The sequence below is a fragment of the Paraburkholderia sprentiae WSM5005 genome (genome assembly GCF_001865575.2).
Classification (GTDB): Bacteria; Pseudomonadota; Gammaproteobacteria; order Burkholderiales; family Burkholderiaceae; genus Paraburkholderia; species Paraburkholderia sprentiae.
Window position 1 is genome coordinate 148,372 of the sequence record NZ_CP017562.2, and the last position, 24,082, is coordinate 172,453.

16 protein-coding genes and 3 pseudogenes are annotated in these 24,082 nt (G+C 61.4%); 8 read left to right on the forward strand and 11 right to left on the reverse strand.

Annotation, left to right across the window (positions count from 1 at the left end):
- Positions 1–2: 2 nt before the first annotated feature.
- The 6 genes and pseudogenes from BJG93_RS17425 to BJG93_RS17455 all read right to left on the reverse strand — a co-directional run.
- On the reverse strand, positions 3–2,387 hold the full coding sequence (locus tag BJG93_RS17425; RefSeq protein ID WP_027195566.1) for a bifunctional salicylyl-CoA 5-hydroxylase/oxidoreductase: 2,385 nt from the start codon (positions 2,385–2,387) through the stop codon (positions 3–5).
- 583 nt (positions 2,388–2,970) lie between these two features.
- Positions 2,971–3,486, reverse strand: a pseudogene (locus tag BJG93_RS17430) (transposase); the annotation flags it as partial.
- A 16-nt stretch (positions 3,487–3,502) separates the two neighbouring features.
- Entirely contained in the window at positions 3,503–4,372 is an 870-nt protein-coding gene (locus BJG93_RS17435; RefSeq protein ID WP_027195567.1) for a hypothetical protein, read from the reverse strand.
- A complete protein-coding gene (locus BJG93_RS17440) occupies positions 4,372–5,964 on the reverse strand; it encodes a hypothetical protein (RefSeq protein WP_027195568.1) in 1,593 nt (530 codons plus the stop codon). Before BJG93_RS17440 ends, BJG93_RS17435 begins: the two co-directional genes overlap by 1 nt.
- Positions 5,965–6,007: 43 nt before the next feature.
- Positions 6,008–7,693, reverse strand: a complete 1,686-nt coding sequence (locus tag BJG93_RS17445; RefSeq protein ID WP_027195569.1) for an OmpA family protein — start codon at positions 7,691–7,693, stop codon at positions 6,008–6,010.
- Positions 7,694–8,267: 574 nt separating this feature from the next.
- A pseudogene (locus BJG93_RS17455) lies at positions 8,268–8,732 on the reverse strand (tyrosine-type recombinase/integrase); the annotation flags it as partial.
- 361 nt (positions 8,733–9,093) lie between these two features.
- On the opposite strand from BJG93_RS17455, the pseudogene BJG93_RS17460 reads away from it, so the two are divergent.
- A pseudogene (locus BJG93_RS17460) lies at positions 9,094–9,336 on the forward strand (hypothetical protein); the annotation flags it as partial.
- Positions 9,337–9,496: 160 nt separating this feature from the next.
- Positions 9,497–9,781 carry a hypothetical protein gene (locus BJG93_RS17465; protein ID WP_231337552.1) on the forward strand — a complete coding sequence of 95 codons (285 nt, stop codon included), beginning with the start codon at positions 9,497–9,499 and terminating at the stop codon, positions 9,779–9,781.
- Between the two features lie 783 nt (positions 9,782–10,564).
- Here BJG93_RS17465 and BJG93_RS17470 read toward each other — a convergent pair.
- Together BJG93_RS17470 and BJG93_RS17475 are read right to left on the reverse strand one after the other, a co-directional pair.
- A complete protein-coding gene (locus tag BJG93_RS17470) occupies positions 10,565–11,272 on the reverse strand; it encodes an SDR family NAD(P)-dependent oxidoreductase (RefSeq protein WP_027195570.1) in 708 nt (235 codons plus the stop codon).
- Between the two features lie 105 nt (positions 11,273–11,377).
- Positions 11,378–12,130 (reverse strand): SDR family oxidoreductase, encoded by a 753-nt coding sequence (locus BJG93_RS17475; protein ID WP_027195571.1) that lies wholly within the window; start codon positions 12,128–12,130, stop codon positions 11,378–11,380.
- A 188-nt stretch (positions 12,131–12,318) separates the two neighbouring features.
- Here BJG93_RS17475 and pdxR point away from each other — a divergent pair, with 188 nt between their 5' ends.
- A complete protein-coding gene (pdxR, locus tag BJG93_RS17480; RefSeq protein ID WP_027195572.1) occupies positions 12,319–13,848 on the forward strand; it encodes a MocR-like pyridoxine biosynthesis transcription factor PdxR in 1,530 nt (509 codons plus the stop codon).
- An 81-nt stretch (positions 13,849–13,929) separates the two neighbouring features.
- Here pdxR and BJG93_RS17485 read toward each other — a convergent pair whose 3' ends face one another.
- Positions 13,930–15,912, reverse strand: coding sequence for a phosphatase PAP2 family protein (locus BJG93_RS17485; protein WP_034478135.1), 1,983 nt, complete (start codon positions 15,910–15,912; stop codon positions 13,930–13,932).
- Between the two features lie 752 nt (positions 15,913–16,664).
- Here BJG93_RS17485 and BJG93_RS17490 point away from each other — a divergent pair.
- From BJG93_RS17490 to BJG93_RS17500, 3 genes are all read left to right on the forward strand, one after another.
- The gene (locus BJG93_RS17490) at positions 16,665–17,321 is read left to right on the forward strand and encodes a peroxiredoxin (RefSeq protein WP_027195574.1); all 657 of its coding nucleotides are present in this window, start codon (positions 16,665–16,667) and stop codon (positions 17,319–17,321) included.
- A 57-nt stretch (positions 17,322–17,378) separates the two neighbouring features.
- Positions 17,379–18,446 carry a rhodanese-like domain-containing protein gene (locus BJG93_RS17495; RefSeq protein ID WP_027195575.1) on the forward strand — a complete coding sequence of 356 codons (1,068 nt, stop codon included), beginning with the start codon at positions 17,379–17,381 and terminating at the stop codon, positions 18,444–18,446.
- 480 nt (positions 18,447–18,926) lie between these two features.
- On the forward strand, positions 18,927–19,544 hold the full coding sequence (locus BJG93_RS17500) for a dihydrofolate reductase family protein (protein ID WP_027195576.1): 618 nt from the start codon (positions 18,927–18,929) through the stop codon (positions 19,542–19,544).
- Positions 19,545–19,579: 35 nt separating this feature from the next.
- Here BJG93_RS17500 and BJG93_RS17505 read toward each other — a convergent pair whose 3' ends face one another.
- A complete protein-coding gene (locus BJG93_RS17505; protein WP_027195577.1) occupies positions 19,580–20,524 on the reverse strand; it encodes a LysR family transcriptional regulator in 945 nt (314 codons plus the stop codon).
- 172 nt (positions 20,525–20,696) lie between these two features.
- Here BJG93_RS17505 and BJG93_RS17510 point away from each other — a divergent pair, with 172 nt between their 5' ends.
- Complete coding sequence (locus BJG93_RS17510) at positions 20,697–21,914, forward strand: FAD-dependent monooxygenase (RefSeq protein WP_027195578.1); 1,218 nt, start codon at positions 20,697–20,699, stop codon at positions 21,912–21,914.
- Between the two features lie 206 nt (positions 21,915–22,120).
- Positions 22,121–23,281, forward strand: a complete 1,161-nt coding sequence (locus tag BJG93_RS17515; protein WP_027195579.1) for an acyltransferase family protein — start codon at positions 22,121–22,123, stop codon at positions 23,279–23,281.
- Between the two features lie 265 nt (positions 23,282–23,546).
- Here the strand turns inward: BJG93_RS17515 and BJG93_RS17520 are convergent, their stop codons facing one another.
- Entirely contained in the window at positions 23,547–23,870 is a 324-nt protein-coding gene (locus BJG93_RS17520; protein WP_027195580.1) for a hypothetical protein, read from the reverse strand.
- Between the last annotated feature and the right edge of the window lie 212 nt (positions 23,871–24,082).

A 24,082-nucleotide genomic window follows, 5' to 3' on the forward strand; every position in this document is an offset into this window, starting at 1 on the left:
GTTCACACAGTTCCTTCGGCGCGCTGCGCGCGTTGTTGCGCCGTGAGGCCGGCGTTGGCGATGGCCTGCGCGCGCTCACGTTCGAGGTTGCGTTCGAGCTGTATTTTCGCGGCGGTGTAGGGCTTCGGCCACGCGACGTCGAGATAGCCGATCTTTGCCGCTTCGTTCAAGGTCCACGACGGATTCGCGAGATGCGGACGCGCGATCGCGCACAGATCGGCGCGGCCCGCGGCGATGATGCTGTTCACGTGGTCCGCTTCCGAGATCGCGCCGACCGCAATCGTCGCGATGCCAGCTTCGTTGCGCACGCGATCGGCGAACGGCGTCTGGAACATTCGGCCGAACACGGGCTTTTCTTCCTTGCTGACCTGGCCCGACGACACGTCGATCATATCCGCGCCCGCCGCCTTGAACGCTTGCGCGATCTTCACGGCGTCGTCGGGCGTGTTGCCGCCTTCGACCCAGTCGTGCGCGGAAATCCGCACGGATATCGGCTTATGTTGCGGCCACACCGCACGGATCGCGTTGAATACTCGCAGCGGATAACGCAGACGGTTTTCGAGCGAGCCGCCGTATGCGTCGGTACGGTGATTCGTAAGCGGCGACAGGAAGCTCGACAGGAGATAGCCGTGCGCGCAGTGCAGTTCGAGCCAGTCGAAGCCCGCTTCGATCGACATGCGGGTCGCCTCGGCGAACTGCTCCTCGATGGCGCGCAGCTCCTCATGCGTGGCTTCGCGCGAATGCTGGCTGATACCGCGCAGATACTGCTGCGGCGACGCCGAAATGAGTGGCCAGTTGCCTTCGTCGAGCGGCTGATCGATGCCTTCCCACGCGACGCGCGTCGAGCCTTTCGCCCCCGAGTGGCCGAGCTGGATACCGATCTTCGCATCCGATTGCAGGTGCACGAGATCGACGATGCGCTTCCACGCGGCCAGATGCTCGGTCGCATACATGCCGGGACATCCCGGCGTGATGCGCGCTTCGGGCGACACGCAGGTCATCTCGGTCATCACAAGCGCGGCGCCGCCCATTGCACGCGCGCCGAGATGCATCAGGTGATAGTCGCCGGCCACGCCGTCTACCGCCGAGTACTGCGCCATGGGCGACACCATCACGCGATTCTTCAGCGTGACGCCGCGCACCTTGAATGGCGTAAACATCGGCGGAATCGAATGCCTGTCGGCGGCGCGCTCGACGCCCGCGCGCTTCGCGAGCCAGTCTTCGAAACCGGACAGATACTGCGAATCGCGCTCGCGCAGGTTCTCGTGCGAGATGCGCTGGGAGCGCGTGAGCAGCGAATACGCGAACTGTTCCGGCTCGAACGACGTATAGCGGTCGACGTGCTCGAACCATTCGGTCGAATTGCGCGCGGCGTTCTGGATGCGCAGCACGTCGACGCTGCGCACTTCGGTGTAGTGCTTCAAGGCGGCGGCAAGATCGTTGGGATGCGAAGCCGAATGCGCGCTGATGCTGTTCGCGAGTTCGATCGCGTCTTCGAGCGCGAGCTTGGTGCCCGAGCCGATCGAAAAGTGCGCGGTATGCGCGGCGTCGCCCATCAGCACGATCGGCGTTTGCGTGCCGTTCGGGTTGGCGCGCCAATGCACCCACTCCCTGTTGACGACGCGCGGAAAACGGATCCATTGCGACGAGCCGCGCAGATGCGCCGCGTTCGACATCAACGCGTTGCCGTCGAGGTACTTCGCGAACAGCTTCTCGCAGAACGCGATGCTGTCTTCCTTGCTCATTTCGTCGAGACCGGCGGCGCGCCATACGCGTTCCGGCGTTTCGACGATGAACGTCGACGTTTGATCGTCGAAGCGGTATGCGTGCGCCTGGAACCAGCCGAATTCGGTTTGCTCGAACGCGAACGTGAATGCGTCGAACAGCTTCTTCGTGCCCAGCCACACGAAGCGGCAGTCGCGCACGTCGATGTCCGGCTGATAGGTGTGGGCGTATTTCTGGCGCACGAGGCTGTTCAGGCCGTCGCTCGCGATGATCAGGTCCGCTTCATACGTGCTGTCGTCCATGACCTGGGTTTCGAACACGAGCTTCACGCCGAGTTCTTCGCAACGCGCCTGCAGGATATTCAGCAGTCGTTTGCGGCCGATGCCGCAAAAACCGTGGCCCGACGAACGCACGCTACGGCCGCGAAAATGAATCTCGATGTCGTCCCAGTGATTGAACGCGCCGAGAATCGCGTCGGCGCTCGGCGCGTCGGCGGTGCGCAAATTGCCTAGGGTCTGGTCGGAGAATACGACGCCCCAGCCGAAGGTGTCGTAGGGGCGGTTGCGCTCGATGACGGTGACGTCATAGCCGGGGTTGCGTTTTTTCATCAACAGACTGAAGTACAAACCGGCCGGACCGCCGCCGATACAGACTATGCGCATGCTGATTCCCCAAAAAATGGACTCTGCTATGCGATTAATTTAGGTTTTGATAGTTTAGATGTCAAGTAAACTTTGAATGAGAGTATCAGCACGACTGGTAGCGATGATCCTGGAAATAAAAAGTGTCACTGGCGCATAAAGAGCGTCACGGCACCCGGCAAGGAACTAAGAGAGCAATTGTCGGCACCCATTAGTGGGCCGGTGTCAAGTGAGCAATCCACATCCCCGGCTGCACCAGTAGCCGTTTCCCAGTTCTCCGAATGCAGCAGCCAACCGCGCCCGTTTCTTCGTTTGCTGGCTGCGACGGAACGCGCCAGACACCCATCTGGATCAAGCGAAGGGCAATACTGCGGGTGCCTTTCGCCTCGGCGGCCATGCCGCCCCGGAAGAACTTTGGTGCCGTAATGCGTCCATGGGGTTCGCACAATTGCGCGGGCTGCCGGGTTGTCGGCGCCAATCCACAGCTGGCTCGCATTCCGATCCGCTTTTACTGCATATCGGGGACGGCGGCACGGCATCCCATTCAATCTCGGTGGCTGTTCGCCAGTCAACGATCAGGGCTTGCCGGTCGCCGTCGAAACTCTTATGAGAAGCAGCGCGTCATATCGAATGGTTTGTGCTCCTTCAGCATATGGAAGCATGCGCGGGCGAGCTTGTGCGCCAAGGCCTTGCGCGCCAGGATGGTATTGGTCTTGCTTTTCTTTCGCTCGTAGAAACGTTTGGCCTCGGCGCAATAGCGCCGCGCAAAATTGGCCGCTTCGATGAACGCCCAGGACAGATACGGGTTGCCATTCTTTGCGTTGCCTTCGCCTTTCTTTTTGCCGTTGCTTATGCGCTGGCTGTCCACGCACCGCGCATAGGACGCGAAGTTACCGGCGTTGGCGAAACGCTCGATGGTGCCAACCTCCAGCAGAATGACAGTCGCAAGGGTTTGGCCGATGCCCGGCACCGTGGTCAGCAGGTTGTAGTCCGCGTCTGGCGCGAGCTTTTGTTGAAGACGCTTTTCCACGATAGCGATCTGCCCGGAGAGCGTCGTGATGACCGCGACGTTGGCCCGAAGCGCGAGTGCGACGTCTTCTGGCAGGCGCATTTGTTTGATCGTTACCACTCGGCAATTACCAGGACAGTGGCTCAAGCAGCGCAGGCTCGCCGAACTCGACGAGCCGCGCGTTCGAGCGCGAAAAATACCCGCTCCAGAACTGCTTCAGATCCAGCAATGTCTTCGGGTCTCGATAGCCGTTACGCGCGGACGTCGATCCGTTGGCGGCCGGCTGCATGACACCGGTTCCCAGGACATAGATTCGCGCCGAGCCGAAATCACCAAAAAGATTGTTGTCCTGCGCCTTCTTCAGTTCGACGTCGGGATTGATGTGTCGCACGGCATTACGTGCATAGAAGCTGGTCACACTTGAGTTCTCCAGCCCGTCCGTGACGACGAAGACCAGCTTGCGCGCGACCTTTTCCTGGGCGACGGCGGGTGACACGCTCTTCAGCGCCATCAGAATGTCCGACTGATCCAGGTTCGATGTCCCTGACTTCAGTACCTGTGCGGTCGTTGCCACCGCGAGTCGCTGGCCGTACACCAGTTGCTGCAGCATGCAGGTGTGGAAGTCCCGGAGGCGGCTCATCACGACATTGCCTTCCTCGGCCGGAGGAATCGGACGCTCGATGACGCCTGTATGCAGCACGTTCAGATAGTGCCCTTGCGAAAATGCCGAAAATTCAGCGATGACGAACTTCGTACCGGCCTTCAGCATCGACTGAACGTTGTCGAGCACGGATTTCTGCAACGTCGCGTCGAGCAACACAGTCTGGTCGATCAGCACATAGATGAGTTGATCGTACGGGGCTTGCGGCGGCGCGATTTTGTTGGCTGCATAGCAACTGGGGACGTCGTTCGTCAGGCCCGCGTGAGCGGGCAGTGCAGCCGATAGCGCGAGGCAGGTGAAGGCGAAGGAGCGCAGTACCTGGATCGATCGGCGCATCAGATGTCTCCGAGGATGTCGTCTTCGAGACGCGCCTGTTCGGCGGCAGCCTTGCGGTGCGCCTTGAGGGCCTGGACGGCGGCGAGGATCGAACTGCGACGTTCGGCCGAATCCTCGGCGGCGATGTCGAGAATCACCTTGCGGCGCTCCTGATCGGGCTCATCGAGAATACGTTCCGCGATTCGTGCGACGTCACTGAAGAGCGGGAGTGCTTCTGCCACCTGTGCCACATTGACGGATTCCCGCGAAGCGGACCGTTGCGCGGGTTGCCCCAAAGCAGGGGATACAGCAGCGGCATCGGTTTGTTGCGTGTGGCGAGCGGCTGGCGTGAGAGCTGCTTCCTCTTCCACCTTGCGTCTGTAGTAGTCGTTGCAACTGACTTTCGATACGTTTTCGCGGTACTTCGGCACTTCACGACCGAGGTGCGAACGAAGCTCTGTCAACCGCATGTTGCCCCGATCGAGGGCAGGCTTGATGTGCTTCGCCTGGTAGCTCTGAAAGCTGGTGTGGCCGAATGTCTGCCGATAGGCGTTCTTGCCGTCACCGATGAACGAACTGCCGAAAGCCTGGAAGAATCCAAGAGCCTGTGTGATCACGTAGATGATCGCGAGGACGATTGCGCCAGCGATGCCCTGACTGAACATCTCGCTGCTCAGTTCGTGGTCGACGGTCTGCTGTGCAGCGCGCGACGAGTCGGCCACATCGGTCGGCATCGGTGTCGACGCATCGAGACCCGGCACGGCAGCGAAGGGATTGCTGCCGCCGCTTGTTGCCAACTGGCCGTGATCGGCGACATGATTCGTCATCTCGATCTGCAGGCCCTTGATCCGCATCCACGTGATGCCGATCAGAAGAACGGCCAGCAACGTGATGGCGACGATCGGCACGACGAGGCTGCCGCGATCATGCGCACCTTCCAGCACGCGGCTGCCGAAGCGCACCTTGGGCGATGCGTCTTTGTCGACCTGCTGGTCGTCGCCGCTGCTGATCTTGTGACCCGTATAACCTTCAACCGTCGCATTGACCGAACCGAGCGCCTTTTTGATAGCTGAGCGCTTGTACACCGCGGCGCCTGCCGCGTGAGTCAACCCGAGCAGACCGACGGCCATCACGGTTGCGATCACATAGCCGATCCAGACCATCTGGTTGCCGGTGATTTCGCTGGCCACGAAAGGCGCAATGAGCATCCCTGTACCGGCCGCTTCCGCGATCGTCAACAGGATCAGTGCGACAAACATGAACGCCGACATCGGCGAGCGTCCATTCTGGTGAGTAATCTTGAGATACTCGCTCGCGCGCTCGAACACCCTTTGATCCACCTTCGGCAGCTTGTCGATATAGGTGGAGCACAGCGACTCTTCCGCGGGTGGCAGGCCAGCGTCCTTCCACGTCGCCACATTTTCAATGCCGTGGGTTTGCTGTTTCCAGCGGCGCATTTTGCCAACCAGCGGGACGCAAACCCAGAAGTCAGCCCACCAGAGGTCGTCGGTATAGCGCTTCCACACGAAAAAGAGTGTCACGACAGCCGCAATCAGAAGTGGCAGCGACCACACGATCGTGGAGACAAAAGCCTGGAGAAAATCGGTTATCACGTTCGAGCCCCGCGGTTATTGGTTGTTAGTTGTTAGTTGGTTTTTAGCGAAGTGCGAAGTTGCCCGACGCGGTGTAGTCCACCGATCGGTTCGTGTAGTACACATTGCCCGTCGCGCGAGGCTTGCTGACCGGTACGACCAGATCCATGCACTGCATCGGTCCGCTTACGAAAACCCGATAGAGCGTAGCGTCGCTGCCGCGATACACGTTGACGGGAACCCGGGCGGAGTACGAGGGTTTCTGGCTTACATTGCCGAGGTAGTCTTTATAGATTTTGAGTTCTGGCTCGGGTACAGGGCTGCCGGCATCACTAGGCACGCGTACGTCGAGCAGTGCGATCAGGTTGCCGCCGAGTCCCGCTGCCCATGGAGCGCCGTAAAAGCCCGGCAGGTAGTCGCGAACGTTCAGCGCTTGGTCAGTGGCGAGATTGCGCACGGCGGATGCGACGTGCGGGCGATCCCCCAGGCACGAGTTGAGAGTCATGGGCGAGCCGGCGTTCGCATTGCTGATCAGACTGAACGACGACGACTTTGCGGGAGCCGAACCGAGGCGCACCGGAATCCCGCCACCCGCAGTCGGCGTGCCGCCGAAGTCGTAACCCGATCGTTCATCGGTAGCACCTGCTGTGGCCTGCGACGGGGCTACGGATGCAGGCGCAGCAGTGGCTGCGGCCCGTGAGCTTGCGCTAACTTCCGTCTTGATGTTGCCCGGGCTGCCTGTTTTCGCGACGGTTGTCGGCTTCGATCGCGGTTTGATGGTTGTTTTGCCCGTTGTCGCGTGGGTAGCGGCCGTGGGGGTGACCGTGTTAGTGCGCTCGCCCAAGGGCGTCTCTTGCGGTGACGCCGTGTTTAGGTTGGCGAAGCGATAGTTGGCCGGGTCAGCCGTGCGGGCAGACAGGAATTGTTGCAGGTCCGCTTCCGTTGGAACATCAACAATCTGCACGCGCCGGTTTTCCTCGCGTCCCTGATCTGTCGTATTCGGCGCGATCGGTAGCGTGTCGCCCGCACCTTGGTAGAACATGTTCTGGACAGGCACGCCCTGATCTACAAAGACCTTGGCGACAGCTTTCGCTCGTTCCTGTGAGAGCGCCGCAGGATCCGCGCCGAGCGACGAATCGTTTTCGTCGGTGTGTCCGACGATCAGCACTTTGTGCGAGCCTGCCTGCGCGCGCTGCTCGGGCGTAGCGTTAGACGGCAGCGCTGCCAGTAGTGTTTTCGGTGAGTACTGGTTGGCGATTTGCGCCAGGTATTTGCGTGCCTGCGGAGTCAATTGCGCCGTGCCCGCGACGAACTCGTCGGATTTGTTTTCGAGCTGGACGTCGAGGCCAACTGTCGCTGGTTTGTCGGCGGAATTGGCACCGCCTGACTTAGCCTGAGTGATTGGGGCCGACGCCAGTTTCAGGCCATTCGCCTGCGCGATCCTGTACAGCTCGCAGCGGCGAGCGTCTAACGCGTGGCCGACCAGAAAGCCACCGCCCGCCCCGATCACGACGCCAGCTGCAGCTCCTTTTGCGCCGTGCGCCAGATAGCCGATTACACCGCCGGCTACGGCACCAACGGCAATGCCAATATTGCGGTCATTGTTTGAGCAGGGGTTTTCGTTATTGAAAATGCTGTTGAACTGGGTCTTAACGGAAGCAGCAACTTCCGGTTGACCGGTTTGCGGGTTAATGGCACATCCCGAAACACACAGAGCCACGCCCAGCACGATGGGGCTGCGAATCGTCATTCAAGTCCTTATATAGATCCGAAGGCCAGGCCTCTCTACCTGTCCAACCAGCAGGCGCTAGACCGGAGTTGATTTGTGGGTCTCAGCACACGAATATGGGTTAACGGCATAAAGTCGTGCGTCTTTAGCGCACTCATCCACACAAGTGCGATGCGTGCGGTTCAATTCAATGAAAATGAACCGTATCGTCGGCAATGCATCTATTCCTGACGTTTTGACTCCTGTTGCACTAGTATGCAAATTGAATCGTGCTTCATAGTGTGAGCGTTACACATTCAACCGGGGGATCGTGGCGACGTTTGATAAGGTACAGACCCAAATCGCAAAACGGCAGGCGTCACGCAGATGCGCTCATCAAGAAGCAGTCGTCGGCCGTTATTGGCAAGATCCGCGACCTGATGGACAGGCACGGATTGACTGTCGCAGATATCGATGCCTACGGTGGCGGCAAATGATTGTCCAGCCGCGACGACCGCCCGCACCAGTCCGCCGGGTTTGCCCTAGGAGCGCTGCGCCGGAGAGTGGCCGCACGAACCGGGAGTTGCATCGTTTCGCGCGGCCTGAACTAGCTGCGCTAGATTTCAGTCTGCTCCGAAATCTCAAGCGCGTCGTCGACTTCGATGCCAAGGTACCTGATTGTGTTTTCGATCTTGCTATGGCCGAGCAGTAGCTGCACCGCCCTCAGGTTCTTGCTGCGTTTGTAAATCAGGGTTGCCTTGGTACGGCGCATCGAATGCGTGCCATAAGCTGTCGGATCAAGCCCCGCGGCGTCCGCCCATCGACGTATCATTCTGGCGTATTGCGGGGTTGCAAGATGCGGGCACGCCGATAGTCGACTTGGGAAGAGATACTGCTCCGACTTCAGGGCAGCCTTCTCAAGCCACGCGCCGACCGCCTTCCGGGTCGACTCGGTTAGTTAAAACTGGACGGGGCGTAGTGTCTTTCGCTGAATCACTCGCGCCCTCGACAGGATCTGATTGCCGTGCGTGACATCGCGGACTCGCAGACTGACAAGATCCACAAGAAAGAAACGCAGATCATGGTTTGCGTGTCGCGTGCGAAATCCGCGGAGCTGGTTCTCGATCTTTGAGTATCGCCGGCGCGGTACGAACGCGTCTAGCACCGCTCGACGCGTTTTGGGGGTCGTCGCTCGGACGCAGAAAAACACCTTGAATCCCGGCATCAGCCGCGAGCGTCGCTTGATGGCCTCCAGCGCGCCCAATTAGAAAAGCCCCCGCCGAGGGGCAAAAATCCTTGAATGCAGTTCTGCATGCTGGTTCTCATTCAGAAAGTCCTGACGGCTGAAACCAGCGCTTCCTGAGACGACATTCCGGCCGGCGCCGATTGGACGCACGCACCGATCTCCATAGCATCGATTCATCGTATATCGAAGGGAAATCATGGCTGGCAACAGATCACTGCGTTCTGAGGTTGAAAAACTCGTTGGCCCGACGCGGTGCCGCGGGGCGTGCGTGCGTCTGCTGGACCGCTCCCGCTCGGATGGAACATGCCGCGTGTACATTCAATTCGATCGGCCGACCGGGACATGTTCACTCTTCTTTTTTCGCCATGCCGACCCCACATGGCACGTGTTTCCGCCGGGCCAGCGCCTTCCGGAAATGGGGATAGGCCGCCTGGCTGCCTGGCCGTTCAGCAAGCTGCGCGCGTGGCTCAGCGACTGGCACGACCATGCCTTCGCCGCGGGCTGCATCCATCCGATCGATTCAGCCCTTCATGAAACAATTGGCGCTCTGCAGTTCCAGGCGGCAGAGACCATTGCTCCAAAAACGGTGAAGTCAATCAATGAAACATCACATTGTCGGGCGTTATCGCGGATTCGTTATCGAAGCGCACATGGAGCCGCGAACGGCCCGTTTGTCCGATGGAATCGCGCTGACATATCGCGTCACGTGGTCGTTACGTAGAAGGACGCGAAAACAATACGTCGCCGGTGACTTCGCCGATCCCGTTACATACGAATCGGAAAGCGTTGCTCTCACGTGCATCGACCGCGAGGCTCGCGCTCTTATCGATGCCATGCTGGCAAATCACGCCGAGCACACGCCAGGCGATCTTCTGCAAACTTGAATGCAGAGAAATTCAAATCTTGCTTAGATTCAAGGGGTCGAAGAGCGTCCGGTCTTAGCCAGTCCTCAGGTCCTTGACTCGCCTTGTTGAGATCACGATGCGATGTATCGTCGGGCACTTGCCGATCTGTGGGAGGAAGAATCTAGGCGCGCGTGATCGCCACTAACGCAGTCTCACCGCATGCAGCGTGGGACATCTGGCCGTAAAATCGCCTCGCTGCTGATGTTATGAAGGGTCGCCGGTTCACGCTTTTAGTTTTTCATTCATCGATCAAGGTGGCCTACAAGTCGCCGTTTGACATTTTTGGTCGAATCTTAAGGTTCAGCGTAGATGCGGCGCTGTTCTGACAGTTTTATTTCCAGGATCAGCGATGCGCCGCCCGCGTCCTGTTGAGCGCACCGCACACGTCCGGCACGCCGCGACGGCCAGCGCGAGGCCCACGCCGAGCGCGCCGCGCACAGTCCGGACGCTTATCGGAAAGGTGCTCCATCGAAAGCTGCCTGACTGCCAACGCGGGGTGCAGTAGCCACTTCTGCCGCGGCAGACGCACGCCGGCATTGATTGACTGTCGAGGCGTCTGGCGGTTCAGGGGCAGACAGTAGCCGATGCTCCAGGACCCGCGTTGTCGGGATCGCTAGGCGATGTTGCTCTCATTTGCGTAGAGCGGGGCGGCTTGACGCTGATTGACCTGGTTTTGCTTGCCTGGTCGATCGCACGACGGCGGCTGATGTGATTTGCCTTAGGGATAAGAAAGGGCACCGGCTTACGGTGCTCCGAGGCATACTAGTGACCGGCGCTCTGGCCGCCATCGACGTGCAGGATCTCCCCCGTGATGAACGGTGCGGAGTCCAGAAACAGAATCGCGTCGGCGATATCGCTCATCTCGCCCATGTGCCCGAGCGGATGGAAGGCGCCCAGCGCTTCATGCGTTTGCGGCGCGTGCATCGGCGTCTTGATGATCCCCGGCGCGACCGCATTGACGCGAATACCTTTTCTTGCGTATTCGATCGCCAATGACTTCGTGGCAGCGTTCAGCCCCCCCTTGGTCAGGGCTGCCAGTACGGAATACACGCCGCTGATCGCAGCGTCGACCGCGCTGGAGGTCACGCTAACCACGTGGCCGCTCGAATGCTTTTCCATTTCGGCAATGGCAAGCTGTGTGATGTGATAGAAACCCGCGATATCTACATTGACCACCGCGGCATAGTCTTCGGTGGAATGTTGGGTAAAAGGCTTCCCAATGTAGATGCCGGCGTTGTTCACGAGCGTATCGATCCGGCCAAATCGTGCGACACCTTCGGAAACGACCCGTTGGGCGGTTGCCGGATCGCCAATATCACCGGCAACGGTCAGGACGTTCGGGTCGTCCGACGGCTTGATGGAACGCGAAGTCGCAACAATGCGGTAATCGAGCTTGCGAAACGCGTTGACGACTTCCGCACCAATGCCCTGCGATGCACCGGTAACGACAACAACCTTTGACGTGCGCATGCTTTGCCCTGGAAATGATTGTTCAGCTTCAACGCCGATCGGGCTGACGACACCGATCCAAAGCGAAAGTCGATGCAATGATTCAGGTGTCGCACAGACCTGCAATCAACTCTTGCTGGCCTGCGCCAGCCACTGGTCCAGGCCGACGCGGCCGATCCGCGCGTCGCCGAGCGGCACGAGCGACTGTTCCTCGACACGGCCACCGTAGTACCGCGCCTCGCGATCCGTCACTACCGGGCGTGCGTCGCCGACCGACTTCAGATAACGTGCGACGATCTCCGCGAAGGGCGCACGGTCCGGGCCGGCGATCTCGACTGTGCCGTTCAGCGGCGCGGCGAGCGCGATCTGCGCGAGGAACGCCGCAACGTCGTCCGCGGCGATCGGCTGAAACAGTCCGTCGCCGACGCGCACCGTGCCGCCGTCCGTGCTGAAATCCGCGATACCGCCGATGAACTCCATGAACTGTGTCGCGCGCACGATCGTGTACGGCACGCCCGCCGCTTCGATCGCCTCTTCCTGCGCGACCTTGGCAACAAAGTACGCGTTCTCGGGCGTGCGGTCGCATCCGACGATGGAAAGCGCGACGTGATGGCGTACCCCCGCGGCCACTTCAGCCTTGCCGAGGTTGCGCGCCGAGCTGCGGAAAAAGTCGAGCACTGCCTGGGGCTCCCATGACGGCGCATTCGTCACATCCACGACGACGTCCGCTCCCGCGAGCGCGTTGTTCAGTCCTTCGCCGGAAACGGCGTTGACGCCGGTACGTGGCGACGCGGCGAGCGCTTCATGGCCCGCTTCGCTGAGCAGCGTGACGAGGCGCGACCCGATCAGGCCGAAACCACCCATTACGACGATCTTCATGACAGATTCTCCAGAGAAAACAATGAACGCGCGGGTGCGCCTGGCCGGCGTTCGATGGCGTGAAAGTGTTCGCCGCCGTCCCATCGCATGCGCTTATTGTGGAAGAATCATGCCCTACCGATAAGTGCCAAGAATTATCGATCCGACTAGTCCATGTTGTTTCCGCTGCCGTTGCCCGCGAGCCTGCCATGACCTTGCCGATTTCCAAATTGAAGATCGAAATCGATCGGCGGCAGTCGTTGCCGATCTATCTGCAGATTTGCGACCGTTTCAGGACCGCGATCGCTTCGGGGCATTTGCGTCCCGGCGATCGTGTGCCCGCGCTGCGCGGTCTCGCCACGCAGCTGAACACGGCGCGCGGCACGGTCGAGCTGGCCTACACGATCCTCGTCGACCAAGGCTACCTGCAGATGCGTGGCGCGGCGGGCACGTTCGTATCGCCGTCGCTGCCGGCATCGGTGATGCAGGCTTCGCCTGGTCAAGTTCTTCGGGAAAGGCAAGGTCCGCTGCGCAACGAAGCGACGGGCACGCCGACTACGCCAGACGCATCGCGCGGTGCTCAACCTGCGACGCGCCAGTTGGCCATCGCCGTCGCCATGAGCGGCGAGCCGCGGCCATTGCAACCCGGGCTGCCCGCGCTCGACGCGTTCCCGAGCAAGGTATGGAACCGGCTCGTTGCGCAGCGCGCGCGCAGCGGTGAACGCGCGATGCTCGCATACCCGGATCCGGCCGGCTACCGGCCGCTGCGCGAACACATTGCGACCTATCTCGGGCTGTCGCGCGGCGTGACCTGCCTGCCGGAACAGGTGTTCATTACCGGCGGCTACCGCGCGACGCTCGAACTCGTGTTGCGCAGTCTCGCGCGCCCGGACGATCGCATGTGGTTCGAGGATCCGGGCTATCTGCTCGCACGCGGTTTTCTGGCCGAGACCGGCGTGCAGCTCGTGCCGGTGCCGGTGGATGGCGAAGGGATCGTCGTCGAGCGCGGCACACAGCTGGATCCGCAGGCGCGCTTCGCACTGGTCACGCCGTCGCATCAGAGCCCGCTCGGGCACACGCTATCGCTCGCAAGACGCCTGGCGTTGCTGGACTGGGCGGAAAAAGCCTCCGGCTGGATCATCGAAGACGACTACGACAGCGAGTTCCGTTATGCGGGTCGGCCGTTACCCGCGTTGAAGAGCCTCGACCGGCGCGATCGCGTGATCTATTGCGGCACTTTCAGCAAGGTGATGTTTCCCGGTTTGCGGCTCGCGTATGCGGTAGTGCCAGAGCGGGCCGTCGAGCGTGTCGGCCGGGTGGCGCATAGCATGAACGCCGGCTCGCCGTCGATATGGCAGGCGGCCGTGGCGGATTTCATCAGGCAGGGACATTTTGCGCGGCATCTGAGGCGAATGCGCGCGTTGTACGCCGAGCGGCGCATGCTGATCGTGCGCGCGCTGGAACAGGCGTTCGGGGAGCGGCTGATGGTCGATTTGCCGCCCGGTGGAATTCAGTTCGCGGTGCGATTCGCCGAAGGTCCGGGTGGCCCGGCCGACGACGTCGCGGTCGCCTCGCGTGCCCGCGAGGCTGGGCTCGGGGTATTGCCGCTGTCGATCTGGTACGCGAACGACCGCACGCGGCACACGCCGCGCGGTCTCGTGATGGGCTTCGCGAACATCGCCGATGCGGGTGAAGCGGGCCGTCTCGCCAGAACGTTGCGGGCGTGTCTGGACGGCTGACACGCGCAGCGTTGGGTGCAACGCAGTTGAGTCGAGACCCCGCTTCGACTATGTCAGGAAGCCAATATGGCTCGAGCTGAATTAAGAGTCGATGTGCACCGAGACGCCGGTCGGTGAATAGACGGGCGTCGCTTTGTGGCCGTCGACCGTGATCGTCGTGAACTGCTTCGTCGCCCCGTTGCCATCGATGAGATCGATGGTGTCGCCAACCTTGGGCGCATAACCGTTCACGAACTTCACGTGCAGCGTTCCGCCGGCGATGGTCAGCTGATTACCAACCCGCAGTTGCCCGGCGCCGTTACCGTCGATGTCGAGTTCGAGCGTGGTGCCGGCGAGCTGCGTGTACTTGCCGACGATGGACACCGGCGAAGACGCAGCAATGGTGACACCGCCCGCACCCAGATACACGTCGCCAGCGCCGAACGCATTCGGGGAATCGGCCTCGAGCACACCGCCGCTTACCTGAGAACCGCCGGACCAGGTGTTGTTGCCGCCGAGCTTCAACGTACCGCTACCCTGAAGCGTCAACTTGCCCGCACCCGATATATCGTTGCGCCACAGATCCGACGCGTTGAATCCGCCTTGGGACGCATCCATCGATACGATGACGCTGCCATCGAACGCACCGTATCCGTCCCCGGCTGCAAACATGTTCAGGCGACCCCAACCTTCCGCATCATCCATGACCGGATAGCCCGAAGGCAGCTCGGTCGTCTTGAGCACCACGCGGCGCTGGGCAGCGCTCAGATACGGAAAGCGCGTCTCCAGTAACACCTCCGCACCCTTCGGCACAACGGCAGGCGCATTTGTGGATTCGATCGGCGCGAAGCCGAACGTCATGCGGCGGATGAAATCCGCTTTGTTCGTTGCATAGTCGGCGAAGCGGTCCGTCGCTGCCGTGCCGGAGTGGGCGAAAGCAGCGAAGGTCGTCGAATCGGTGTTCGTCGACTGCATCAGGGCCGCGTGCGCCTGGCTGAATGCGGCGCTTTTCAGCGTGGCGTTGTTCGGATCGGAAAGATTGGCGGCACTCGCTGCAAGCGCAAACATTCGACCTGCGATGACGTCGAGCGGCGAATGCATACCGGCGAAAATGCGGTTTTCGCCAAGTTCGAGGCCGCGACTTGCCATCTCCTGGAACCGCTCCGGCAGCACGTAGGCCATCGTCATCGCGTCACGCATGGCCTCCGCCTCGTGACCGCTGATATATCCGCCATCGGTAGAAGGCGTGGTGCTCTCGGCAGGCACCAGAGTCGGATCTACGACGACACTCGTGCTCCAGCGGTATGGCCGCGCATATTTGTAGAAGCGTTTGGCCGGCTCCGTGGACGCGTTGTTGCCCATGCTGTTAAGCAGGTCGACCACCTTGCCGAAATTGGTGTTGCCGCCACTGCTGCTGACGCCGATGTTGTTGCCGCTGTCGTTGTACAGCACTGTCGTCGCATCCGCCGGAATCGACGTGATGGTCGTTGTCTGCTGCGCCGCCGCGCGCCACGCATTGGTGAGCGGTCCCATGCCATCGGTCACGCTATAACCTTTGCCGCGCCGGTCGTCGTAGTACGCTGCATCGGCCTGCGCCTGGGTTCGGTTGGTCGTCTCAGTGACCACGAATTGAATGTTGGCGGCATGGACGGCGCTATTCACGATAGCCCCGCCCGGCGTACCGTCATTGGGTAGTCCCGTCCACGTGGACTGAACGACAGCCGGAAAGGAACCATTGGCGGGGGCGGAGACGCCCGCATCGACAATCTCGGTCAACGGTTGCCAGATGTCGAGGAATCGGGAGACGACTCGCACACCCGCATTCGTGGCGAGCGTCGCATATCTCGCATCGCCGCGCTGGTTGGTCGCGATCGTGTCGACGAATGCGGGCACGTCCGGAATCGCAGCGTTGTCGACGAAACCGGGATCGGCAGGCGGCGCGGGAATCGAGGCCGTCGCGGTCGTCGTCGAAGGATTCGAGGCGGACGGCGGGGAAGAATCGTTGCTGCCACCGCATGCGGCTAGCGCCGCAACGCTTGCGAGCACCGTGAGGCGCAGCGGGAGAGAGACGCGAAGATGACGCATGACGAGATTTTGTTGTGGTTGTCGGTGGCGTCGGATTGTGCGGGCGAATTATGACGGCATTGTTGCGACCTACTAAGCGATATCAGATATCGTGGCGCTATCGGACGAGAGTCGTGCGCGAGCCTAAAACCAACCCTTTACCGTCGCGACCCGCCATAAGACGAACATGACGAGGCCTACCGACGCAGCGGTCAATAGAATCAAGTCGATCGAGTGCATCAGCTTTTTCATATCAATGTAGGCAAGTGTCGACGATTCGAATGAAGCGCAATAACTGCAGCGAGCGCCGCTCGCGCGGCGTTCACGGCGTGAGCGTCAAGCTACGCCGGCAACCTTAACAACCGCTTATCCCCGGTCCGATCGAATCAAGGCCCGGTAAATCTGTGCGCCAGCGCACACAGGCCGGCGCGTCGGACGTGCATGATTTACCGATAGCCGTCACGCCCCGAAGCCCGGATGTGGCCAGCCGGGCTGATTTGGACGGGTGTCAACATCGTTTCGCGCTTAACGCGCTATATTTGAAGTCTCACTGCGCGATGCGGCAATGCTCGTCTCGACCCAGCAGTGGCATCGCGAGCTTCTTCTGCAGGGCGATGCTCGACTTGCCGCGCGAGTACCCGGCGCGAAAGCTTCATCTATCGTTGTGAGCTTTGGTGATTTCCAAACCCGAGACTATCCGGGCCCGTGTCGGACCGTTGCAAACAGGCCTCGCTCGGGTCTTCCGCTTAACCACGACTGCACAGGACGGCCATATGTCACTTCGTATCAATGACGTCGCGCCCAACTTCACCGCGCGCACCACACAGGGCACCATCGATTTCCACGACTGGATCGGCGACCAATATGCGATCCTGTTCTCTCACCCGAAAGACTTCACGCCGGTTTGCACGACCGAACTGGGCTACATGGCGAAAATCGAGCCGGAGTTCGCGAAGCGCAACGCGAAACTGATCGGCTTGTCGGTCGATCCGGTCGAAGACCACGAAAAATGGGTCGCGGACATCGAGGAAACCCAGGGCGCCGCCGTCAAGTACCCGATGATCGGCGACACCGATCTCGCGATCGCCAAGCTGTACAACATGCTGCCGGCCGACGCGGGCGACACCAGCGAGGGCCGCACCGCCGCGACCAACGCGACCGTGCGCTCGGTGTTCATCATCGGTCCCGACAAGAAGATCAAGCTGACACTGACCTACCCGATGAGCACCGGCCGCAACTTCGACGAAATCCTGCGCGCGCTCGACTCGATCCAGCTCACCGCGAAACACAAGGTCGCCACGCCGGCCAACTGGAAGCAGGGCGAAGACGTGATCATCACGTCGGCGGTCAGCAACGAAGAGGCACAGCAGACGTTCCCTGGCTTCAAGACCATCAAACCGTATCTGCGCACCACCAAGCAACCCGGCTGATAGGCATGTCACGGCGGCTGTTGGCGGCCGCCGCGCCGATTTTCCGAAGGCATACCGATGATTTTTCGTCAGCTGTTCGATCCCGTTTCGTCGACCTATACCTACCTGCTCGGCGACAGCGGCGAGGCCGTGTTGATCGACCCGGTCTACGAACAGGTGCCGCGCGATCAGGCGCTGCTGCGCGAGCTGGGCCTATGGTTGCTGACGACGCTCGATACCCACGTGCACGCCGACCACGTTACCGGCGCATGGCGCATGCGTTTGCGTTGCGGCAGCGAGATCGCGCTTGCCGCGGTCGTCGAGGCGACAGGCGTCACGCGGCCGCTGGGTCATGGCGATCGGATCGACTTCGGCACGCGTCATCTGAGCGTGCGCGCAACGCCTGGCCACACCAACGGCTGCCTGACCTACGTGCTCGACGATCAGAGCATGGCCTTTACCGGCGATAGCCTGCTGATTCGCGGCTGTGGCCGCACCGATTTTCAGCAAGGCAGTCCGCAGCAGTTGTTCGCGTCCGTGCGCGAGCAGATCCTGTCGCTGCCGGACGACTGCCTGCTTTATCCCGCGCACGACTATCGCGGCATCACCGTGACCAGTGTGACCGAGGAACGGCGCTTCAATCCACGCCTGGGCGGTGGTGTCGACGTTGGCGATTTCGCCGGGTATATGAACAACCTGAACTTGCCGCACCCGAAGCAGATGGCGGTCGCGGTGCCCGCAAACATGCGTTGCGGGCAGCCCGAAGGCAGCGCCGAAGTGGCGACCGAAACGCCGGATTGGGCGCCGTTGACGCTGCGTTTTAGCGGCGTATGGGAAATTGAGCCGATGGCGCTGCTCGAGCGTGGCGCGGCGTTTCAGATCGTCGACGTGCGGGAGGCACCCGAGTTCATCGATCGTTTGGGTCATCTGCCGGGCGCGAAGCTGGTGCCGCTGTCGCAATTGACAGGGCGGCTCGAAGAACTGGATCGCGAGCGGCCGGTGGTCGCGGTGTGCCGCTCTGGCGTACGCTCGGCGCAGGCGAGCGTATTGCTGACGAAGGCCGGGTTCGGCAAGGTGGCGAATCTTGCCGGTGGGATGCTGCGGTGGAGGACGGAGGGGCTGCCGGTAGCGTCGGATAGTGTTTGAGGCGGAGTCGACGCTACAGAACCTGGGCGAGCTCAACCCTGGCTTTGCCGACGGCCTCGACCCTGACCCAAAGCGGCACCGACTTTCGCATAAACGCTACCCCGCTGGGCCGACCGCGTCACCAGGCCGATTCCCCCGCACCCGAGCACCAGCGCGACGAGATTCTTCAATTCCATGATGTTCTCGTTCAGGCGGCATTTGCTGACACCCATCGGCCACTAACAAATGCCACGGGCGACCGGACGTTACGCCGGCTGCTATGTCCGCATCACTGTGTCGGGCGATCTTCCGACCATGCGCTGGCGAGTGGTGCGCACCTTCACACCTGCGGCGCAGGCACCCGTGGGTTCGATCATTCTGCGCCAATCGGGCCACGCTCGCCCACTCACGCGGTTTTCGCCAGCTCGCCGATTGTCGATCCGCACCTGACTCGTTCGTCGTATAGATAAACCGATCGGGTTCATTGACCAGGAGCACATCATGCGCAAGCACATCGTTTCCATGTTCCTCAGCCTGGATGGCGTCACGCAATCCCCGGGCGCGCCCGAGGAAGATGCCAGTGGCGATTTTCGCCTGGGCGGCTGGACCGTCCCTTATGCCGACGAGGCGATCGGCGCAAGTGTGCGCGCGCTGCTCGCGCAGCCGTTCGAGTTGCTGCTCGGGCGTTGCACATACGACATATTCGCGTCTTATTGGCCACATGTACCGGCCGATTCACGCAGCCGCGGCATTGCCGACCAGTTCAATCGAGTCCGCAAGCACGTGGCCACACATCGACCCGATACGCTTCCTTGGCACAACAGTCACGCGCTGAAGGGCGACCTTGCCGACGCGATACGCGCGCTAAAACTTCAGGACGGTGCCGATCTGGTGACGTTCGGCAGCGGCGACATGGTGCGCCAACTGCTGGCGGCCGGCCTCGTGGATGAACTCCAGCTTCTGACTTATCCGGTGATACTTGGGCCCGGCAAACGCCTGTTCGGCAACGACGCACTAGCGTCCGCCTTCACAGTGACGCACGCGACCAGCACCCCCGGCGGCGTGCTGATCTCCCGCTACGTGCGCAACGGCGAGGTGCGAACCGGAGCGTTCGAGTAAGCGCGAAGCTTCGGATCGACGTTTTCAAGCGGAGACTATTTTTTCCTCGGGTCCCGCGCCCGCCTGCCACTCGCCGCCGTATCCGCGAACAGATCGATCACGACCTCGCGCAGCCAGCGATTGCCTTCATCCTGATGGACGCGCTCGTGCCACAACAGATGGATCGGTGCCGCGGGCAGCGCCATCGGCAGCGCCCGCAGGCTGAGCGAGAACGGCGTGGCCAACTCCAGTGCGAGGCGCTCGGGCACCGTGGCGATCAGATCGGTGCGTTGCAGGATGTAGCCCACGCTCATGAAGTGCGGCACCGTCAGCCGCACCTGACGCCGCACGCCGCGCCGTTTTAGCCACTCGTCCACCTGACCGTGGCCGGTGCCGGCCGACACGACCACCAGATGCTCGGCTTCGCGCCACGGGGAAAGCGTGAGCGGGGTGTCCTCGAGTGGGTGGCCGCGTCTGAACAGGCACACGTAGCGCTGATCGAACAGACGCCGCTGATAGAAACCACCCTTCAACTGCGGCAACAGACCGATCGCCAGATCGACGCGGCCGTCGGCCATCTCGTTGCTGAGGTTGACGCTCGTATTGCGGACCGTATTCATCACGATGCCTGGCGCAACGCGTGACAATCGTTCGAGAAGTGCGGGCAAAAACACGACTTCGCCGATATCGGTCATACCGATCGTCATCGTTCGCATCGCGCGCAGCGGATCGAAGCCCGTCACCGGATTGAGCGCGGCGTGCAAGGTGGCGAGCGCCTGCGAGACCGGCTCCGCGAGACGCTGCGCGAACGGGGTAGGCACCACACCGCCCGGCGCACGCACGAACAGGGGATCGCCCAGCAGCCGGCGCAGGTTCGCGAGTGCGTTGCTGACGCCCGGCTGGCTCATGTTCATTTGCTCGGCGACGCTCGCTACGCGCCGCTCCTGCATCAGCCGCTGGAAAAGCAGCAGCAGATTGAGGTCGAGATCGCTTAGTTCCATGAAGTCGGCATGACCAATGGTCATTCATATCAGTGATGAAGGAGATTCATTTCATCTTATTGAGCAATGAAGGTCTAGTGCTGAAAATACCGACACGGTATCCGCATGCGACGCGCCGCCCGGGCGTTGCACAGCAAGCCGATCGATAAACCCGCATATCGGAGACACAATCATGAGTGGAATGGATCTGAGCATCGCGATCGTCGGCGCCGGCATCGGCGGCCTGACGTTGGCGCTCGCGCTACGCGAACATGGCATCGATGCGCGACTCTACGAGCAGACCGAAGAATTGCGCGAGGTGGGCGCGGCAGTCGCACTGTCGGCCAACGCGACGCGCTTTTACGAGCGCATGGGACTTCGCTCCGCGTTTGCGAATCTGTGCGCTGACGTACCCGGGCTTATCTATCGTGACGGCCGCAGCGGCGGCGTGATTGGACATCATCGCGGCATGCCCAGCTATCGCGAGCAGTTCGGCGGCTCGTACTGGGGCGTTCATCGCGCCGATTTGCAGGCGGTGCTGTCGAAGGCGGTCGGGCTCGAGCACATCGCGCTTAGCCATCGGCTGGTCGATCTCGTGCAGCATCCGGACCGCGTGAGTCTCGCGTTCGACAACGGTCGACGCATCGACGCCGATCTCGTGATCGGCGCCGATGGCGCACGCTCGATCACGCGACGCTGGATGCTCGGCTACGACGACGTGCTGTATTCCGGTTGCTCGGGCTTTCGTGGCATCGTGCCGGCCGAGCGCATGGACCTGTTGCCCGACCCGGAAACGATCCAGTTCTGGGTCGGGCCCGGCGGCCACCTGCTGCATTATCCGATCGGCGACAAGGGCGACCAGAACTTCCTGCTGGTCGAGCGCCATCCGTCGCCGTGGCCGTCGCGCGACTGGGTGATGCCGTCGACCGAAGGCGAGCAACTGCGCCTGTTCAAGGACTGGCATCCGGCCGTCGTTCAGATGATCACGGCCGTGCCGATCAGTCAGCGCTGGGGCCTGTTTCACCGTCCGCCGCTTGGCCGCTGGAGCAAAGGCCGCGTGACGCTGATCGGCGATGCCGCGCACGCGCTCGTGCCGCATCACGGCCAGGGTGCCAACCAGTCGATCGAAGATGCCGTTGTGCTGGCCGCGCAGCTGGCCAAGGCGGGCCCCGGCAATTGGCGGGGAGCGCAGGAAGCCTACGAGCGTCTGCGCCGGGGCCGCACGCGCAAGGTGCAGTACGCGTCGATCAGTACCGCGGACGTGCTGCATCTGCCGGACGGGCCCGCCGCGCAGGAACGCAACGCGCGGCTAGGGGCGCGCGAGAGCATGCTGCATCACCTCGACTGGATTCACGATTTCGACGCACTCGCGCAAGAACCGAGCGAGCGGCAAGGAGGCACGTGGCTTTGAGCCTCGCTATGACGCTTCGATGGAGGGGCGGTTCGCCGCGCACGGATGCGGGGCGCCGCTCGCGGAACGACGCGCGGCGTCTTCAGTCGACCGGCGCGAGTCAGGCGGAACGGGTTAGGCATCTGTAAGAACGAAGGCGTATTTTTCACGAGCTGTTTCACCTCGCAGCCCAACTCTCATCGTCGCCACCCCGATCAGGACGTGCAATGAGCACTCAAAACGCTTCGCTCGACTTCACAGCCACGTCGATCAAAACGACGACGGTTCGAAATGCCGGTTTCGACGCGTTGCGGGCTTGCCTGACGCTGCTTGTCGTATTTCATCACTGCGCCATTACGTACGGCGCTATCGGCGGGTGGTACTACCATGAGGTAGCGCCGAATAAATCGCTCGAATCCGTGGTGTTGGTGCTCTTCTGCACGGTCAATCAGGCGTTCTTCATGGGTTTGTTTTTTTTCCTCGCGGGCCACTACTCGTCGAGATCCATTGATCGCAAGGGACCGGGCCGTTTCATAGCCGACCGTTTTCTACGGCTCGGCGTGCCCTTACTCGTGTACGGCTTTCTGATCGGGCCAGCGACAATCGCATTAGCGCAGACGGGCCGGGGCCATTCGTTTGCGGGCACGCTGGTGTCTCTGCTGCGAAAAGGCACGTTCGAAAACGGCCCGATGTGGTTTGCCCAGGCCTTGTTGATCTTCAGTATTGCTGCCGCGCTTTGGAACATTGCCTTTTCGCGCCTCGTGGATCACAAGATGAACCGGTCGGCTCCGAAACTCATTCCTTCCAATCAGATGCTGTTCGTTGCGGCATTGCTTACGGGTATGGCGGCTCTCGCGTTGCGATCGAAATGGCCTGTGGGGATCAACGTATGGGGTCTTCAACTCGGGTACTTCGCCAGCTATGTCGTGTTATATGCAGCGGGTTGCTGTACAGCCCGATCGCATTGGATCGAACGTTTGCCGGAACGGCAAATAAGGTTATGGTGGCGCGTCGCCCTCATCGCGTTACCTGTATTACCGCTCGTCTACTTTATGGGCGGCTACCTTCATGCGTTACGCGGCCGGCCGCTCGCAATCGTGTACGCGTTTTGGGAGCCGTTTGTCGCGTGGGGAACGATATTGTTTCTCGCCAGCGTTTTCCAGCGACGCTTCGAAACACTGGTGGGCGTGTGGCAGCCATTATCGCGACGCGCGTATGCGATCTACATCGTCCATCCGCCCGTACTGGTCGCCGTCGCATTGGCGTGGAGAAACGTGCCGGCCGCCCCTCTGCTGAAGTTCGTCATCACGGGTAGCGTTGCTTGCGCGTTGTGTTATCTGGTTGCCGGACTTGTGCTTCGATTGCCCAAACTCGCGTCCGTTTTGTGAAGCGTGGCTCCCGTGTTGCGACAATTGTCGGGTCTCGGCAACGCGCAACCCACCGGCTCTGCGGCTGGCAATGTGAACCGCAAATCCTCGAGTTCACGCGCTGCCTTCGGCACCCGGCCCGTAGTTCACGTTGGCGAAACGTCGAATAGCGACAGCATGGGACTGTATCGGTCGTTCGTATTAGCTAGCGCGTGCTATTCGCGGAACTGCGGCGCCGGTCACAATTACGCTTACTGCCCCGTGCGACTCTCATCTTTAACAGCCGTTAATGGCCCGTCGCGGCTGGCGACACCACGCTCGGCGTCGCCAGCGTGTTGTTGGTCTTCGGAGCTGGGGCGGTGTCGGACGAGTTGCTGTTGTTGCTCGGCAGGCCCGAGTTCGGCGCCTTGGCGCTCATGCCGCTGTCCGAATTGGTGGCGCCTGGCATGCCGTAGCCGCCCGTCGTCGCACCGTTCATCTGGTTTGACGGGCTAGCCGTGCTGCCAGCCGAACCGCTGCTGCTCTGGCCTCCGGCTGTCTGCGCATAAGCGCCCCCCGACAGCGTGAGCGCGGCGACGGCCGCGACGAGTGTAATGGTTGCCTTGCTCATGATCCGCCCCTCCTTAACTGAACTGGAAGATAGACGCAGACAGTGGCCGCCTGCGCGCTAAGCAGTGTCGCAAACATCGTGCCGCGTGCGCTCATCCATAACGAAACGAGTTGCGTCGCACTGAGGTTCAAGCGACTCCCGCCATTGCGATCGCGCGAGATCTGCCGAGCAAATAAGCCGTTTGCGCTGGAATAAACGCTGCACCGCTCTCG